Source organism: Mangrovicoccus ximenensis, from assembly GCF_003056725.1.
Lineage (GTDB): Bacteria > Pseudomonadota > Alphaproteobacteria > Rhodobacterales > Rhodobacteraceae > Mangrovicoccus > Mangrovicoccus ximenensis.
In genome coordinates this window covers 25,333-39,833 of the sequence record NZ_QBKZ01000004.1, presented here as the reverse complement: position 1 = coordinate 39,833, position 14,501 = coordinate 25,333, and the positions used below count along the sequence as shown (strand labels likewise).

20 protein-coding genes, 1 tRNA gene and 1 pseudogene are annotated in these 14,501 nt (G+C 67.0%); 3 read left to right on the top strand and 19 right to left on the bottom strand.

Translation table 11 applies throughout. The features are described from left to right. Positions 1–445 precede the first annotated feature (445 nt). A complete protein-coding gene (locus C7T91_RS31515) occupies positions 446–754 on the top strand; it encodes a hypothetical protein (RefSeq protein ID WP_145962825.1) in 309 nt (102 codons plus the stop codon). On the opposite strand, the gene C7T91_RS09320 is transcribed toward C7T91_RS31515, so the two are convergent. From C7T91_RS09320 to C7T91_RS09310, 3 genes are all read right to left on the bottom strand, one after another. Next, on the bottom strand, positions 719–1,837 hold the full coding sequence (locus C7T91_RS09320) for a GTP-binding protein (protein WP_108259375.1): 1,119 nt from the start codon (positions 1,835–1,837) through the stop codon (positions 719–721). The genes C7T91_RS31515 and C7T91_RS09320 overlap by 36 nt on opposite strands. Positions 1,838–2,499: 662 nt before the next feature. Next, complete coding sequence (locus C7T91_RS09315) at positions 2,500–2,955, bottom strand: Lrp/AsnC family transcriptional regulator (protein WP_108258999.1); 456 nt, start codon at positions 2,953–2,955, stop codon at positions 2,500–2,502. Then, positions 2,952–3,410, bottom strand: coding sequence for an Lrp/AsnC family transcriptional regulator (locus C7T91_RS09310; protein ID WP_108258998.1), 459 nt, complete (start codon positions 3,408–3,410; stop codon positions 2,952–2,954). The genes C7T91_RS09315 and C7T91_RS09310 overlap by 4 nt, the downstream gene beginning before the upstream one ends. 136 nt (positions 3,411–3,546) lie before the next feature. Here C7T91_RS09310 and ilvC point away from each other — a divergent pair, with 136 nt between their 5' ends. Then, the gene (gene ilvC / locus C7T91_RS09305) at positions 3,547–4,569 is read left to right on the top strand and encodes a ketol-acid reductoisomerase (protein ID WP_108258997.1); all 1,023 of its coding nucleotides are present in this window, start codon (positions 3,547–3,549) and stop codon (positions 4,567–4,569) included. A gap of 178 nt (positions 4,570–4,747) precedes the next feature. Here the strand turns inward: ilvC and C7T91_RS09300 are convergent, their stop codons facing one another. The 4 genes and pseudogenes from C7T91_RS09300 to C7T91_RS09285 all read right to left on the bottom strand — a co-directional run. Beyond that, a complete protein-coding gene (locus tag C7T91_RS09300) occupies positions 4,748–5,278 on the bottom strand; it encodes a VPLPA-CTERM sorting domain-containing protein (protein WP_108258996.1) in 531 nt (176 codons plus the stop codon). Positions 5,279–5,547: 269 nt separating this feature from the next. Next, positions 5,548–5,958: a hypothetical protein gene (locus C7T91_RS09295; protein ID WP_108258995.1), complete on the bottom strand. Its 411-nt coding sequence runs from the start codon at positions 5,956–5,958 to the stop codon at positions 5,548–5,550. 155 nt (positions 5,959–6,113) lie between these two features. Beyond that, positions 6,114–7,316, bottom strand: coding sequence for a CaiB/BaiF CoA transferase family protein (locus C7T91_RS09290; RefSeq protein WP_108258994.1), 1,203 nt, complete (start codon positions 7,314–7,316; stop codon positions 6,114–6,116). Then, positions 7,300–7,887 (bottom strand): annotated as a pseudogene (locus tag C7T91_RS09285) (thiamine pyrophosphate-dependent enzyme); the annotation flags it as partial. The pseudogene C7T91_RS09285 and the gene C7T91_RS09290, both read right to left, overlap by 17 nt. 616 nt (positions 7,888–8,503) lie before the next feature. Between C7T91_RS09285 and C7T91_RS09275 the strand changes: the two are divergent. Continuing rightward, positions 8,504–8,587, top strand: a tRNA-Leu gene (locus C7T91_RS09275). Between the two features lie 92 nt (positions 8,588–8,679). Here C7T91_RS09275 and C7T91_RS09270 read toward each other — a convergent pair. The 12 genes from C7T91_RS09270 to C7T91_RS31510 all read right to left on the bottom strand — a co-directional run bounded on the left by C7T91_RS09270 (position 8,680) and on the right by C7T91_RS31510 (position 14,495). Then, positions 8,680–9,747: a hypothetical protein gene (locus tag C7T91_RS09270; protein ID WP_108258992.1), complete on the bottom strand. Its 1,068-nt coding sequence runs from the start codon at positions 9,745–9,747 to the stop codon at positions 8,680–8,682. Between the two features lies 1 nt (position 9,748). Continuing rightward, positions 9,749–9,964: a hypothetical protein gene (locus C7T91_RS09265; protein ID WP_236638136.1), complete on the bottom strand. Its 216-nt coding sequence runs from the start codon at positions 9,962–9,964 to the stop codon at positions 9,749–9,751. Further along, positions 9,961–10,164 (bottom strand): hypothetical protein, encoded by a 204-nt coding sequence (locus C7T91_RS09260; protein ID WP_108258991.1) that lies wholly within the window; start codon positions 10,162–10,164, stop codon positions 9,961–9,963. Before C7T91_RS09260 ends, C7T91_RS09265 begins: the two co-directional genes overlap by 4 nt. Beyond that, on the bottom strand, positions 10,164–10,517 hold the full coding sequence (locus tag C7T91_RS09255; RefSeq protein WP_145962824.1) for a hypothetical protein: 354 nt from the start codon (positions 10,515–10,517) through the stop codon (positions 10,164–10,166). The genes C7T91_RS09260 and C7T91_RS09255 overlap by 1 nt, the downstream gene beginning before the upstream one ends. Before the next feature lie 8 nt (positions 10,518–10,525). Then, entirely contained in the window at positions 10,526–10,723 is a 198-nt protein-coding gene (locus tag C7T91_RS09250; protein ID WP_108258989.1) for a hypothetical protein, read from the bottom strand. Continuing rightward, positions 10,720–11,355 carry an HNH endonuclease gene (locus C7T91_RS09245; RefSeq protein ID WP_108258988.1) on the bottom strand — a complete coding sequence of 212 codons (636 nt, stop codon included), beginning with the start codon at positions 11,353–11,355 and terminating at the stop codon, positions 10,720–10,722. The genes C7T91_RS09250 and C7T91_RS09245 overlap by 4 nt, the downstream gene beginning before the upstream one ends. Further along, positions 11,352–11,609: a hypothetical protein gene (locus C7T91_RS09240; RefSeq protein ID WP_108258987.1), complete on the bottom strand. Its 258-nt coding sequence runs from the start codon at positions 11,607–11,609 to the stop codon at positions 11,352–11,354. Before C7T91_RS09240 ends, C7T91_RS09245 begins: the two co-directional genes overlap by 4 nt. Positions 11,610–11,819: 210 nt before the next feature. After that, positions 11,820–12,797, bottom strand: a complete 978-nt coding sequence (locus C7T91_RS09235; RefSeq protein ID WP_108258986.1) for a DUF2303 family protein — start codon at positions 12,795–12,797, stop codon at positions 11,820–11,822. A 12-nt stretch (positions 12,798–12,809) separates the two neighbouring features. Beyond that, positions 12,810–13,067, bottom strand: coding sequence for an Acb2/Tad1 domain-containing protein (locus C7T91_RS09230; RefSeq protein WP_108258985.1), 258 nt, complete (start codon positions 13,065–13,067; stop codon positions 12,810–12,812). A gap of 16 nt (positions 13,068–13,083) precedes the next feature. Then, a complete protein-coding gene (locus C7T91_RS09225; protein WP_108258984.1) occupies positions 13,084–13,512 on the bottom strand; it encodes a hypothetical protein in 429 nt (142 codons plus the stop codon). A 428-nt stretch (positions 13,513–13,940) separates the two neighbouring features. After that, positions 13,941–14,246: a hypothetical protein gene (locus C7T91_RS09220; RefSeq protein WP_108258983.1), complete on the bottom strand. Its 306-nt coding sequence runs from the start codon at positions 14,244–14,246 to the stop codon at positions 13,941–13,943. A 3-nt stretch (positions 14,247–14,249) separates the two neighbouring features. Further along, the gene (locus C7T91_RS31510; protein ID WP_145962823.1) at positions 14,250–14,495 is read right to left on the bottom strand and encodes a hypothetical protein; all 246 of its coding nucleotides are present in this window, start codon (positions 14,493–14,495) and stop codon (positions 14,250–14,252) included. Positions 14,496–14,501 lie beyond the last annotated feature (6 nt).

Genomic DNA, 14,501 nt, shown 5'->3' with positions numbered 1-14,501 from the left:
TTAGCCAAAATGGCGGCAACCGGATCATTCCCGGCCACCCGAAGTTAACTTCGGCCATGCCCTAGCTGGTTTCGGGTCTGCCGGATAGCCATATCTCCAAACTAGCCGATGCCGCGGCACGAACTCTCCAAACTCGGAGCGTATTCTGTGAAGACGCTCCTCTTCGGTACGGCTCCCGTCAAGCCAAATTCTACCTATGGCGCGATCTTGCGCCTCATCACACGGACGAAACTTGGCCGGGCGCCCCGGCCCTCTGCGCGCGTTTGGATCGGAAGAAAACAGTTCTTCCACTGTCGCCCCAAGTGCTTCTATCCTTTCGCGCCACAGCCGGTCGTCTCGAGCCGTCCCCCCCAAGTCACGCATGAAACACACAAGAACTACGTCTCCAGAGTGGATTGCACTCCTTACAATCTCAGCCCGTTCAAGCCGCCGGGAGCATAGAAGGATGCTGAAAAGCGCTTTTCCGCAAGCTTTTCCCGCGCTGGCACATGTCCTGGTGACCGGCAAACTCGGTTCCTGCGCCGCGGCGAAAGCCGAAATCGCGCCGGGCGTCGAACGCCGCAGGCACAAGGGGCTGAACAACCGCGTCGCCATCGTGCGGATGCGGGGCCACGAGAAAACTAGGGACTATGCAGAATGCCGGACGAAGGAGGGAAAATCTCGACGTGAAATCGTTCGCTGCATAAAGTGGTACATTGTCCGTGAGATATGCCGCCATCTATGTGTGCCGCAGGAGCGCGTCGGCACCAATTGAAAGACATGGGAGCTTCAAAGCCGCTTGGGGGCCGGGAGGCGCCGGATCAAGTCCGGCGCGGGACGCGATATAGCCCTGCGCGGCCTCCGTCTCCGGCCAGCGCTCGCGCGGCACGGCGGCCCACCAGGTGCCGAGCGGCCGCACCGAGCTGAGCGCGCCGGCCAGGGAATATTCCGCCACCCAGTCGGGCCGCGTCGCGATCCAGAAATGCCCCTTGGCGCGGATCACGCCGGGCAGCACGCCGTTCAGAACCTCGTGGATCGCCTGCGGATCGAAGGGCCGCCGCGCCCGGTAGACATGGCTCGAGACGCCGTATTCCTCGGTTTCGGGCACATGCTCGGCGAAGCCGTAAAGCTCCTTGGCCCACATCGGATGCTCATGCGCCTTGTCGAAATCGAACAGCCCGGTCTCGAGGATCGCGCTGACCGGCACGTCGGACTGGCTGGTCTCGAGGATCCGCGCATCGGCATTGAGCGACCGGATGATCTTCAGCGCGGCGTCGCGCTGCTCCGGCGCGGCATCGGCCACCTTGTTCAGCACGACCACGTCGGCGAACTCGATCTGGTCGGTCAGGAGATCGACCAGCGTCCGGTCGTCGCCCTCCCCCGAGGTCTCGCCGCGATCCGACAGGAAGTCGTGGCTGGAAAAATCGCCGAGCAGGTTCACCGCATCGACCACCGTGACCATCGTGTCGAGCCGGGCGACATCCGACAGGCTGTTGCCCGCCTCGTCGCGGAACTCGAAGGTGGCGGCGACCGGCAGCGGTTCGGAAATGCCGGTGGACTCGATCAAGAGCGCGTCGAACCGGCCCGCCTCGGCCAGGCGGCGCACCTCGGCCAGCAGGTCATCGCGCAGCGTGCAGCAGATGCAGCCGTTCGACATCTCGACCAGGGTTTCCTCGGTGCGGTTCAGCGAGCCCTCGGCGCGCACCAGGTCGGCATCGATATTCACCTCGGACATGTCGTTGACGATGACCGCGACGCGGCGGCCCTCGCGGTTGGCGAGCACGCGGTTCAGCAGCGTCGTCTTGCCGGCCCCGAGAAAGCCGGACAGGACGGTGACGGGGAGCCTTCGCTCTGGGATCATGGCAGCAAGCCTCCGGTCCCGGCAGGCGCCCTGCCGGGTCAGGTTGGGGTGTCTGGAAACGGACCGCGGCCAATCGCGGCCCGTTAGATTTGTTATAGTATAACATTACCGTCCGCAAGCCGGGATCGGCCGCCCTGTCGGGTTTCCGCCAAACCTGTCGGCTTCGCGACTTGCCGCGCCGCGCGAAGCCCTGCCGAGGCTGCACCGCGGACCTGGCACGCGCCCTGCTCGGGACCGTCATGCAGCCCGGCTTCACAACGCCCGGGCGGACCGGAGGCAGGATGACCGACCCCCATTTGACGGCGGCGCTCTTTCTCGGGCGCGGCGGCGCCGCCCGCGTCGGGCAGGACCGGATCTGAAGACGCTGCAGGCGGCGGATGCCCGGCTGATGGCGCACGGGGGGACAGGCCGCCACCGGCATCGCCGTTCCATCGAGGCCCGCAACAGCTGCCGCCTGCCCTGCGCCCCGGACCATCTCGTCCCCGCCCGCGCCGAGCACCGCCACGCCCCATGCCCAGGGCCGCCGGCTGGCAAACCCCGACAGAACCCGCGCAACCCGCCCTTGTCGCGGCGATTGCCTGCATGTCCGAAATTCCGTGGCCGACAGGGGAACGCGACCCGGTTGCCGGGACACGCAAGACATTGCCGCCCCTGAAGGGCTAGACCGGCCCCGGCCGCCGCTCCTGGCTGAGCAGGACATTCGCCTCCACTTCGCCCACCGAGGGCAGCACCATGATCCGCCGCCTGAGCACCCGTTCGAAATCCGGCAGGTCCCGGGCGGTGACGATCAGCCGGTAGTCGAAGCGCCCGAGCACATGGTGCACCGCCTGCACCTCCGGAATGGCGGAGATCGCGCGCTCGAAATCCTCCAGCCCGTGGCGCCCCTTGGCGGCAAGCTTGATGCCGAGGAAGACCGTCACGCCGAAGCCCAGCTTCTCGCGGTCGAGATCGATCGCCCGGCCCGCGATCACGCCCGCATCCTCCAGCCGCCGGATCCGCCGCCAGGCCGCGGGCTGGCTGAGCCCCAGCCGCCGCCCCAGCGCCCCCGCCCCCTCGGTCGCATCCTCCGCAAGCGCGCGCAGCAGCGCCCGGTCGGTCTCGTCGAGCTCGATCACAAGGGCAGGCTTTCGCGTTCGAAGATCGTGGCGACCCGCACCAGCGCCTCGATGTCGGCCATGTGCGGCAGCGCCAGGATGCGGTCGCGGTAGAGCCGCTGGTAATCCGCCATGTCGCGCGCCCGCACCGAGAGCCGCAGGTCGACCCGCCCGAGGAAGGTCTGGATCTCGGTCACCTCCGGGATCTTGCGCGCCTCCTCGAGGAAGACGTCGAAGGCCCCCGGCACGGTCTTGTCGATGGCGATCCTGAGCGACACCTCCACCCGGTAGCCGAGCGCGCCCCAGTCGATCACCGCCCGCGGCCCGCGGAACAGGCCTGCCTCGCGCATCCGGTCGAGCCGCCGCCGCGCCGTCGCGGCAGAAACATTGGCGCGCTCCGCCAGATCGGCAATGGCAGCCTCGGGGGCGGCCTGGAGCTGGCGCAGGAGGCGCCGGTCGGTGTCATCCGTGTACATGAATGCATCGTATCAGCCGTCATTGGCGAATGAAAGGATCAAACGTTCCGGCATTTCTGCGAAAATTGCAGCCCATATTCCGGTGCGATGACTATTCTGCCCGGACACGTGACAGCGACAAACCGGAGGAATACCGATGCGCGTCTACTACGATCGCGACTGCGATGTGAACCTGATCAAGGACCTGAACGTTGCCATCCTCGGCTACGGCTCCCAGGGCCACGCCCACGCGCTGAACCTGCGCGACTCCGGTGCCAAGAACGTCGTCGTCGCCCTGCGCGACGGCTCCCCGTCGGCGAAGAAGGCCGAAGCCGAAGGCCTGAAGGTCATGGGCATCGCCGAAGCCGCAGCATGGTGCGACGTCATCATGTTCACCATGCCCGACGAGCTGCAGGCCGAGACCTACAAGAAATACGTCCATGACAACCTGAAGGAAGGCGCCGCCATCGCCTTCGCGCACGGCCTGAACGTGCATTTCGGCCTGATCGAGCCGAAGCCGGGCGTCGACGTGATCATGATGGCGCCGAAGGGCCCGGGCCACACCGTGCGCGGCGAATACGTCAAGGGCGGCGGCGTGCCCTGCCTCGTGGCGGTCCACCAGAACGCCACCGGCCGCGCGCTGGAAATCGGCCTGTCCTACTGCTCCGCCATCGGCGGCGGCCGCTCGGGCGTCATCGAGACCAACTTCCGCGAAGAGTGCGAAACCGACCTGTTCGGCGAGCAGGCGGTCCTCTGCGGCGGCCTCGTCGAGCTGATCCGCTGCGGCTTCGAGACCCTGGTCGAGGCGGGCTACGCCCCCGAGATGGCCTATTTCGAGTGCCTGCACGAAGTGAAGCTGATCGTCGACCTGATCTATGAAGGCGGCATCGCCAACATGGACTACTCGATCTCCAACACCGCCGAATACGGCCAGTATGTCACCGGCCCGCGGATCCTGCCCTACGAGCAGACCAAGAAGGCGATGAAAGAGGTCCTGACCGACATCCAGCAGGGCAAGTTCGTCCGCGACTTCATGCTGGAAAACCAGGTTGGCCAGCCGTTCCTGAAAGCCTCGCGCCGTGCCAATGACGAGCACCTGATCGAGGAAACCGGTGCCAAGCTGCGCGGCATGATGCCGTGGATCTCGGCCGGCAAGATGGTCGACAAGTCGAAGAACTGATCCGGCACCGCCGGACCGTCCGGGAGCCTGCTCCCGCGCCACAGGGGCCCCGCAGAAAATGCGGGGCCTTTTGCGTTGCCGCCCGCGGGACGGGCCGCAGGACCGGCCGCAGGATGGGCCGCGCAAAAAAAGGGCCGGTCCCGCCGGACCGTCCCTTCCATGGCTTGCAGCGGCAGGATCAGCCGCGCTTGCGCGCACGCGCCGCACCGAGGCCGGCAAGGCCCGCGCCGAGCAGCATCACCGATGCCGGCAGCGGCACGGCAGCGGGCGGCGCCGGAGGGGTGGCACCCGCCGAGTCCGACGGCGAGGTGAACACGCCGGAGAACAGGACCTCGAGCTGCAGCTGGTCTTCGGGGGCATCGAAGAAGCTGACCGAATAGGTCTCGCCGGTCTGCAGCGCTTCGCCTTCGAAACGCAGCGTGAAGGCGCCGACCGAGCCGCTCACGGCTCCGGTCAGTTCCTGTGCCGCACCGCCGTTCACCGAGTAGGACAGCCGGTTGACGCTCTGCGTCTGCCCGTTGATCGTGAAGCTCACGTCGAAGGTCAGGTCCTCGAGCGCGGTGAAGTTCCAGGTCGACACTTCGCCTGCGGACAGCCGGTCGAAGCCGCCCTGATAGTCATCGGCCGCGACGTCGAAGTTGACGACAGCTGCCGAAGCCGCCAGGGGAGCGGCAACTGCGAGCGTCGCGGCGAGGAGGAAAGATTTCATTTTAGTCCAAACCTTTATTCACGGCCGTCCGGCCTCAATCGACCGGCGGCGCCGCGCGGTCTAACGTCCGGAAAATGGTTTTTGAATGAAAGCTTGCATGCATACATCGATATTTAACAAAGCAACTCCACCGGCCCGCGAATGCAGAGCCGGCGCGGAGCGCGGCCGCACCGTCCCTTCCGCCCGATGCCATGGGCGGCGCCGATATATTTGCCTAGGCAACAAATGCCTTCGGCCGCCTGACCCGTTCGGCGCGCCGCAGGCCGCTGTCAACCTGCGGGGGAAACCGGCGGCCAACGGCACAGGGCGCGGCATTCCGCCACATGCGGCGGAAATCCCGTCCTGCCCCGCCGTTGCGGGCCGGTGGCGGTCAGCGCCCCGCCCGCAGCGCCTGCGCCATCACCCGGTCGCCGGTCGACCGGGCCCGCCGACAGCGCGGCATGGGCCGCCGACAGCGCGTCGCGCGCGGTCTCGGCCATCTCGCGGCGGCCGAGCAGCATGCAGAACAGCCCCTTCACCGCATGGCCGAGGGCGAATCCCGGATCGGCCTCCAGAACCTTGGCCAGATGGACCGGGGTTTCGGTGCCATGGGCCAGGAACGCCAGGCAGGTCGCGTTCCACTCCCTCAGGGCAGCGGCGGAGGACAGGGCGGCGGGGCTGCCGAAAAGGTCGTGTCGCATGGGATGGCTCCGGTTTCGGGTCTTGTCCTGCCGAGCATACGCCCGGGAAGGTTACCCGTCGCTGTTTGAGTGATCACTCAACGCAACCGTGAGCCGGCGTCATCCCCCAGGACCGTTTCCGGTCCGGATCGGTAGGGAATACCGGACCGTTGGCGTTAACATCCCGCCGGGCCGGACGTTTCCGCCGCGATTTCCGCGAGAATTGTTTCACTGTCCTCGCCGCAGGAGGGCGGCGCCTTGGCATACCGCACCGGCGTCCGCGAGAATTTCAGCGGGTTGCCGATCAGCCGGACCGGGCCGTGGCGGCTCTCCATCTCCACCACCATGCCGCGCGCCTGCGCCTGGTCCGAAGCAAAGACCTGCGCCATGTCGTGGATCGGCCCCGCGGGGACTTTGCGCGCCTCGAGCCGCGCGACGATTTCGGCGGCGGGAACCTTGGCCAGCACCGGCGCGATCCGCGCCAGCAGCGCCCCGCGGTTGGCGATGCGCGCCGGGTTGGTGGCGTAATCCGGGTCGGTTTCCAGCCCGGCCAGCCCGAAGGCGTCGCAGAACCGGGCGAACTGCCCGTCATTGCCGACCGCCACGATGGCATGGCCGTCCGCCGCCTCGAACACGCCGTAGGGGACGATGTTCGGATGCTGGTTGCCGCGCCGTTCGGGGACCTTGCCGCTGGCGAGGTAGTTGGTGCCCTCGTTGATCGTCCAGGCCATCTGGCTGTCGACCAGCGCCAGGTCGACATGCTGGCCCTCGCCGGTGCGGTCGCGGTGGCGAAGCGCGGCGAGGATGCCGATCGTCGCGTACATCCCGCACATCACGTCGGCGATGCCGACGCCGACCTTCATCGGTTCGCCGTCGGGCGCGCCGGTCAGGCTCATGATCCCGCCATACCCTTGGGCCATCAGGTCATAGCCCGGCTTGTCGCGGTTCGGCCCGGTCTGGCCGTAGCCGGAGATCGAGCAATAGACGAGGCCGGGATGCCGCTTGCACAGCGTAGCGTGGTCGAGCCCGTATTTCGCCAGGCTCCCGGGCTTCCAGTTCTCGATGACGATGTCGGCGCGGGCGGCGAGCGCGGCGGCGATGCGCTGGCCCTCGGGCGTGGCGAGGTCGAGCGCGATCGAGGATTTGTTGCGGTTGGCGCAGAGGTAATAGGCGCTCAGATCGGTCTTGCGGCCTTCGGCATCGCCGACGAAGGGCGGCCCCCAGGCGCGGGTGTCGTCGCCGCCGGTGGCCGGGTTCTCGACCTTCCAGACCGTGGCGCCCAGATCGCCCAGCAATTGCGTGCAGGTGGGCCCGGCGAGGATCCGGCTGAGGTCCAGAACGGTGACGCCGTCGAGCGCCCCCCTAGATGCGTCCGTCATAGCTCCCCCCCGGAATGACAGCGGAAATCACGGTGAACCGGTCGGCCGCCTGCGCCTGCGCCAGCGCTGCGGCCAGCCCGTCGCGGTCCGTCACGGTGTGGCCCTCGCCGCCGAAGGCGCGGGCGATGGCGGCAAAGTCATGCCGCGCGAAGGCGACCCCGGCAGTCGGCAGCTGCCGCTGGCGCTGCTTCAGCTCGATCAGCGCCAGCTGCGCATCGGCGAAGACAACGAAGATCGGTGCCAGCCCGCGCTCTGCGGCGGTGGCCAGCTCGCCCGCCACCATCAGGAAGCCGGCATCGCCCATGAAGCCGACGACCGTCCGCTCCGGTTCGGCCAGCTTGGTGCCGATCGCCAGCGGCAGGGCGCAGCCCATCGTGCAGAAGCCGGTCGACTGCACCAGCCCCTTCGGCTCGGAACAGTCCCACATCTGCGACAGCAGGATGCGGTGCGCGCCCGAATCCACCGTGGCCAGCGTGTCTTCGGGCAGCAGGCGGCGGCAGGTGTCGACCACCGCCGCCGGTCCCCAGTCCTCGGTCCGCGGAAAGGCGGCGGCCAGCGCGGCGCGGGCGGCTGGTGCCCGGGGACGCCGGAGGCGAACCGGGGCCCGCGGCTCTCCGGCGCCCGGGCGTGCCTGGACAAGGCCGCGGATTCTGGCCCGGGTGCCGGAACGGAGGGGACGGGCCACGGTCGGACGGAGACCCGGACGGCCGTGGCCGTTCCGGCCAAGGGACTGGCGGAGCATCATGACTTCCCCGGGCTCAAGGCCTTCGGCCAGATCGAGGCCACGCGCGCCGCCGACGGCAGAACCACCTCGGAGACCCGGATTTCCGCGCTGTCCTGGCTGCCCGGGCCCGGGGTCCTGATGGACACCGTGCGCGCATTGGGCGATCGAGAACGCGCTGCACTGGCAGCCCGAGTTGTCCTTCGGGGAGGACACAGCCCGCAACCGCACGGGTAACGGTCCGGCCGGCATTGCCGTCCTGCGCCGCCGCGTGCTGGACATGTGCGGAGGGACACCTCGAAGGGATCGCTCTCCGTCAAGCCGAAGCGGGCGGGCTGGGTCGACGACTTCCTCCACGGACTTCTCAGGATTTCCAGAAAGTTACGGAAAGCCCAAAGCCAAATGCGAGGGCCCTGCGGATGCCAGTTGACCGCGCGCAGTGCCCGTCGTATTTGCGGAGAACTGGGCCCGAGTGGCGGAATGGTAGACGCAGGGGATTCAAAATCCCCCGGCTTAGGTCATGTCGGTTCGAGTCCGACCTCGGGTACCAGCCCTTTTCAAGGACTTACAGGATATTCCGCGGCGCCTCAGAGGTCGCGAACTCACTGTGTGTAACGCTTGTGTCTAACGTACCTGTTCCGTTCATGTTCTGTCCAAACCGCGCTCTCGCCGAATCTGGGCATTGCGTGACATGACCTTCCGGTCGGCCATTGTCCGATAGTAGGCAATGGTCTCGGGCGTCTGGTTCGTGATGGCCTGGATCTCTGCGTCGGTCGCGCCGCTCTCGGCGAGCTGCACGATGGCCAGCTTGCGGAGCCCGTGCAAGACGTAGCCCTTGGCCTTGGGGCCGAGCTTCGCGCGCCAGGTTCTGAACTCTTTCTCCACGGCGGAATAGCCGCGCGGCTCTGTCAGGTTCTTCGGCAGGATGTAGGCTCCGCGCCGCGGAACGCCGTCGAGATACGAGGCGAGCCCGGCTGGGCAATAGACCTCATAGGTGTGATCCATCTTCTCGTCGGTGACGGTCATCCAGTCGCCGCTGAACGCATCCCAGCGCGCCAGGACCGCCGCGCCGGGCCGCTCGCCGCGGCCGAGGATCAGGCGCGCTAGGGTCCGCACATCAGCTGGGGCATCGTCCAGCGCGTCGACCATCCATTGCGGCCATGGGTTGAACGGGCTCGACACGCCGAACAGGTCAAGGCCTTCCGCCGGATTGTCGCCCAGCGGCCAGTCCTTTTTCCGCTTCGCATAGTTCCAGAGCTTCGACACCATCTGCACGCGCCAGTCGGCTTTCCGCGGGGTCTCGCTCAGGGCGCTGTGGACAGCGCGCAGGTCGGCGCGGGTCAGCGCGGCGACGGGCTTGTCCGCGTTCTTGGCGAGGATGTAGCCCATCTCGCGCTGGTAGCTGCGGAGCGTCCCGGCGGATAGCCGCTTCTGCTCGCGCGGGTCGGCCTGCCAGAGCTTCACGAGGTCGCCCCATGTGCGCCGCGCGATGTCGCCGCGGACCTGCTGCGGATGCGTGCCGGTCTCGGCAAGCCAATAGAGCCGGTCCAGTTCGGCGGGGTCGTTGCCCCATTTCAGCGTGATCTGCCGCCTCTTCTGCTTTCCGCCTTCCCACCATGTCACGAGGTGGGTCGGGTACTCGATGACGGTGCCGTCAGACAGGCGGCGCGTCCTCCAAACCAGATGCTTGCGCTCGATCCGCTTCACCATATCAGACCTCGAACTTGCTCTCCGGAGGCTTGGCCGCTTCCCCGGTTGCGATGACGCGGATCTCTTCGGCGACCCACCGCTTGAACCCGCCTAGGTCTCGCGGTCTCGGCATGATGCCCATGGCCACGAGGCGCCGGAACTCAACTGGCTTCAATGACAGTGCCCGCGCCGCGGCGCCCTCGTCCAGCATGAATACGGGTTGGGGCCGGGCGCTCATTCCAGCTCCCTCCCCATCATCTCGAACGGATAGCCGTCGGCTGTGCAGACGTCTGGCTGGTCGATCTCAATCGTAACCGTCATGTCATTGTGCCTGCCGACGACGCGCGACCTGGTGTTGTGCGCCATCGTCCAGAGCCGGTCGCAGAACTCCGGAAATGCCTCTCCTGGCATGGCGTAGGTAGGCTCTTGCTCAGTCATCAGATCAGCCCTCCCATCTTCAGCGCCTGGATGTCCTTGCGGATCGACAGGAGGGGTTGACCGAGCGCGGCGGCCACCTCTTCGGCCGCGGCTTCTGGGTTTGTCCGCAGCGCTTCCAGCACTGCCGAGCGGCGCGCCTTAAGCTCCGGAGAACTATCGCCCATGGCGCGGCGGATCACGTCGCTGGTTGGCGGCCCGCCTACCGTGCGGCCGCAGCGCCGGTCGTGCTCCTCGATCAGGCGGCGCTGGGTCTGCTGCGGCGACTCGTGGATCAGCGGGTTCTCCGGTTCCGGCCGGCGGTGGTGGATGAAGGTCTCCTCGAGCTGGTCGAGGTACTCCCGGATCGGCTGCATGTGCCCCATCAGACCAGCCCTTTCTCGATCGCCATGTCCTCGCTGATCGTCAGGATCGCGAGGCTGCCGCCGGTCTTCTCGATGCGGACCGAGCTGCGCGGCAGCTTGACGGCGTCGCGCAGGTCTCCGGTGGTGCTGACCAAGATCGCGCCCTGCTCGCGCTGGTGGATCTGGACCTCGATCTCAATGATGTCGGTGGTGGTCATCTCGTTCCCTTCTTCGCTTCACGTGCGGCATGTTCGAGCTTGGCCGTGGCAAGGATGAGCGGTCTCAACTCCACGGGGGCTTGGTCGAATGCCCTGCCGAAGCGCCCGTTCAGGCGCGGCAGGATTGCGCGCGGAATGCAGGCCCAGTTCTCCGGCGCGGTGTTGAGCTTGTCGCCGTCCAGGCACTTCAGCGCGTGGCCCTCGGGAAGGGGACCGTTGCGCTCTTCCCAGCGGATCAGGTGCACGGCGCGCCAGCGGCGCTGCAGCGGCAGGTCGTCGTTGATCTTGCGCTCCAGATAGCCGTCGCGCGTGACGCGCTCGGTGCCGATGGGCTTGTATAGCCGTGTCGCCACGCCTTGGCGGACGCCGGGCTTGAACCATCCCTTTTCGCTTCCCGCGTGATGGATGCCCGTCTTGCCCTTGTTGTGACTCGGCTGGCCTTTCCGGAACTGGCCCGTGCGGCCGGTCTTCCAGCCGCGGCGCGTGCAGAGCGCCTTGATGTGGTCGACGGTGACATCGGTGCGGCAGAACCTCTCCACGAAGTGCGCGTGCAGCTCTCTCCTGGTCATGGCGGCATGCTCCTCGATCCAGGCGAGTTCGGCGGCGCTGTAGCTGATCCAGTGCCCTTTCATTCCGATCCTCCGGATGTCTTCGCGTTGCCGATCTGCGGCAGCAGCGGCAGCACGTTCTCGCCGTGGTCGGCGAAGAGCTTGGCAGCCTTCAGCTGCAGATCGGCCGTGCTGATGATCTGGTCGGAGATCGCGACGATGGACTCGGCGCGCTTGGCCTCAAGCTCCAGCTTGTCGGCATCGATGTCCTCGTCCGTCAGCCGCTCAAGCTGCATGAACAGGTGGTCGGTCAGGTTGGTGAGCTTGTTCTTGGTCATGATCAGACCGCCATCAGGACGGCGGCGAGGGCCAGCAGGGCTAGGAGGATCAGCGGCAGGCGGAATGTGAGCGTGCAGGCGGTCATGAAATGTCTCCTGGGGAAAGGGCCCCGAGGCTGATCCCCGGGGCAGGTGCCGGCGCCTTGGTCCCGCCAGGCAGGATCGCAGCAGATCGAGCAGGGCGGCGCCTGGTGCTCTTTCAGCGGACGGTCACGCCTCGGGCGTGCCGCGGAAGCAGGGCAGGCCGGTGGCCTCGGTGGCGGTGTTCACGGCCTCGTCGAAAGCGGCCTCGAAGACCTTCTCCGGATTGTAGATCGTCATGATGAACTTCACCGCTGCTCCGGCCTTGCGGTAGCGGAAGCGGACCGGCATCCGGTAGGGCGCGCCGCCGAGGAAGACCGGGATCGTGATGATGATGAGGTTCGGGATGTTGAGGGGCTTTCCCTCGGCATCCTTGTGCTCGTTCAGGAACTGGATCTCGGCCTCGCCGGTATCGCGGTTGGTCTGCACCTTCAGGTCGGAGGTCTCGAAGACCTGGAAGCGCTTCGACATGGCGAGCAGCTGGTGCAGTTGGCCGAAGCGGCCCTCGATCTGCTGGGCGGTGCGGATCAGCCGGTTTTCCCAGGGCTGGTTCGTGTCCTTCTCCGCCATGGCGATGATCGCGGGCGTCGGGTCCATGATGTCCTTGGCGTTGGCCTCGATGAACTCGCCCAGCTCGTCCTTGTCCTGGGACTGGCCGGAAATCTTCATCCACGCCTTCCATTCCTCGGACAGCGGAAAGTCGTAGACGGCGCGGTGGTGGCAGTGGCGGGCCGTCGGGTCGGCCGCTACTGCTGCCCCGGGGCCCTCGGCATGGTAGTCGGCGATGCAGGTCAGCTTGGGCGCGCTCATCGCCGGGCTTGCGTAGAGCACGGATTCCTCGGCCTTGAAGCGGTTCGCCCAGAGGATCAGGCTGTCGAGGTCCTTCAGTTGGGCTGTGCCCTTGCGGCGCAGCGGCTTGAAGAACTCCAGCGCCTCGCGGTGCTTCTGCGTCAGGTCTTCGATCGTGCGCCCTTTCGGCAGCGTCACGAGGTGCGGTCCCGTTCCGCCGTCGAGACCTGCAACGGTCTCGAATTCGCCGAGCTGCTTCATCAGCTCGGCCACGGTCTGGGCGGTATTCTCGCCCGCGGTCAGTTCGATCTCGTTCATGATGTCCTCGGTTCAGGCGGTGATGTGGCGGACGGCGCGCATCACGGCGTCCTCGATGTGGGTGTTCGCCAGCGACAGATCGCGGGAAAAGAAGCGGTCGCCGTCGTAGGGCGTGCCGCCGATCTCGTGCAGCTTGCGGATCAGCGCGGCGCCCATGTCCTTGATCTCAGCCATCTGGGCCTTCTCTGTGTCGCTGAGGATGCGGTATTGATGGCGCACGGCGTTGTTCGCGGTGCGCGCGTCGGACGTGCTGTCGACGGTCTCGGGCATTGTCGTCTCCTGGTGGTCAGTCGATGTCGCGGATCTCGCCCGTCTCCGGGTCGTAGTTCGTGCCGGTCACGTCGCGGACCGGCTCGTGCATGCGCTTCATGAACGGGCTGTAGAGGGTCAGCTCGCCCTGATCGTTGATGAAGGCTGCGGCGGAGCTCGGCGGCTTCTTCGGTCCCTTGAAGGCGACATTGGCGCCCATGGCCACGTCTCCGGACTTGCCGAGCGCATAGCTGACCTGGATCGTCATCGTGCCCTGGCAGCCCTTGGTGCCGTGCTCTGCCTTGTGTTCCATAAGGTCGATTTGCAGGTCGCGATGACCGTCCATGACCTTTTCCAGGAAGTCGCCGCTGTCGAAGAGAGCGAGGATCTGCTCGAGCGATGTCAGCTTGTACGGGTCGCGCGGCTCTGCGGGGCGGGGCAGCCCGGGCCCCTTGGGTTTCGTCATCACGGCTGTCTCCATGGTTGGGGCGTCTCGGGTGCGTGGCCGGGCTGGCGAAATGCCCTGCGGCCCTGCGCTGGCCGTCCCGTCGATAACCGGCCACGCGCCGGAGATGTCCTGATCGCTCTGGTGGGGGCCCGACGCTTGGTGGTTGAGCGTCATACGGGGTTTGTGCGGGTGCATCGGGCCCCCGCCGGAGCGGTCATCTCGGCCCAGCCGCCTGGGGGAGAGAGCGGCTGGGCCTGTCCCGGGCCAGGGTGTGGCTGGTGGCGGCCGGGTGTCTGGCGCGCATGCGGCGGGTTTAACGTCGCCAGCCTCTCAGCCGCATGCGCTCCGGGCTTGTGGTCGCCCGGTATCTTGTCGCGCGCCCCGGCCAGGGAGGAGGAAGACCGGGGCACGCCATCCGCGGCTGGCCCATCAGCCGCGGAGTTCCGTCAGGCGGGCTCGCCCACCGTCATCAGCCCGGCGCGCAGCCGGTCCAGGCGGGCCTGGCCGACCTGGTCAGTGCTCAGGGTGTGAGAGGCGATCCAGTCGATAGCGGAGGCACGGACCAGCGCGGGCTGGCGCGCATCGCAGGCCATGGTCAGGTGCCCGGCATAGTTCAGGCGCGTGAGGCGCGGATCATGGTCCCAGAGGGTCTGCAGGGCTTCGTCATGGACCTTGGCGGGGTGGTCGCCATTGATGATCAGGCGGGCGCGGCGCAGCGCGAAGGCGCGTTCATGGGCGGGGATGGTCGCCATCGCTCAGCGCCTCCCGAAGGTGGTGCCGTCGCCGATGTGGATGACGGTCTCCGGACCCGGTGCTGCGATGTGGATGCCGCGGAATGCATGGACGCCAGTCTCCGGGATGGCCTCGCCAGCGGCGCGCGCGGCGGAAACAGTCAGGGATTCCATGCCTGACGTGGGGTCCGTATCGAATTCGGTATGTTTGATTGACCTATCGCAAGGGTTGCGAAGATCGCCTCCGGTAATCGCGTCGGGCTGTTGCATCATGTC

Bases quoted from the DNA above. Each gene is read 5' to 3' on its own strand.
- C7T91_RS31515 (WP_145962825.1), top strand. From the start codon at position 446: ATGCTGAAAAGCGCTTTTCCGCAAGCTTTTCCCGCGCTGGCACATGTC.
- C7T91_RS09310 (WP_108258998.1), bottom strand. From the start codon at position 3,410: ATGTACACGGATGACACCGACCGGCGCCTCCTGCGCCAGCTCCAGGCC.
- ilvC (WP_108258997.1), top strand. From the start codon at position 3,547: ATGCGCGTCTACTACGATCGCGACTGCGATGTGAACCTGATCAAGGAC.
- C7T91_RS09300 (WP_108258996.1), bottom strand. From the start codon at position 5,278: ATGAAATCTTTCCTCCTCGCCGCGACGCTCGCAGTTGCCGCTCCCCTG.
- C7T91_RS09295 (WP_108258995.1), bottom strand. From the start codon at position 5,958: ATGCGACACGACCTTTTCGGCAGCCCCGCCGCCCTGTCCTCCGCCGCT.
- C7T91_RS09290 (WP_108258994.1), bottom strand. From the start codon at position 7,316: ATGACGGACGCATCTAGGGGGGCGCTCGACGGCGTCACCGTTCTGGAC.
- C7T91_RS09270 (WP_108258992.1), bottom strand. From the start codon at position 9,747: ATGGTGAAGCGGATCGAGCGCAAGCATCTGGTTTGGAGGACGCGCCGC.
- C7T91_RS09265 (WP_236638136.1), bottom strand. From the start codon at position 9,964: ATGAGCGCCCGGCCCCAACCCGTATTCATGCTGGACGAGGGCGCCGCG.
- C7T91_RS09260 (WP_108258991.1), bottom strand. From the start codon at position 10,164: ATGACTGAGCAAGAGCCTACCTACGCCATGCCAGGAGAGGCATTTCCG.
- C7T91_RS09255 (WP_145962824.1), bottom strand. From the start codon at position 10,517: ATGCAGCCGATCCGGGAGTACCTCGACCAGCTCGAGGAGACCTTCATC.
- C7T91_RS09250 (WP_108258989.1), bottom strand. From the start codon at position 10,723: ATGACCACCACCGACATCATTGAGATCGAGGTCCAGATCCACCAGCGC.
- C7T91_RS09245 (WP_108258988.1), bottom strand. From the start codon at position 11,355: ATGAAAGGGCACTGGATCAGCTACAGCGCCGCCGAACTCGCCTGGATC.
- C7T91_RS09240 (WP_108258987.1), bottom strand. From the start codon at position 11,609: ATGACCAAGAACAAGCTCACCAACCTGACCGACCACCTGTTCATGCAG.
- C7T91_RS09235 (WP_108258986.1), bottom strand. From the start codon at position 12,797: ATGAACGAGATCGAACTGACCGCGGGCGAGAATACCGCCCAGACCGTG.
- C7T91_RS09230 (WP_108258985.1), bottom strand. From the start codon at position 13,067: ATGCCCGAGACCGTCGACAGCACGTCCGACGCGCGCACCGCGAACAAC.
- C7T91_RS09225 (WP_108258984.1), bottom strand. From the start codon at position 13,512: ATGACGAAACCCAAGGGGCCCGGGCTGCCCCGCCCCGCAGAGCCGCGC.
- C7T91_RS09220 (WP_108258983.1), bottom strand. From the start codon at position 14,246: ATGGCGACCATCCCCGCCCATGAACGCGCCTTCGCGCTGCGCCGCGCC.
- C7T91_RS31510 (WP_145962823.1), bottom strand. From the start codon at position 14,495: ATGCAACAGCCCGACGCGATTACCGGAGGCGATCTTCGCAACCCTTGC.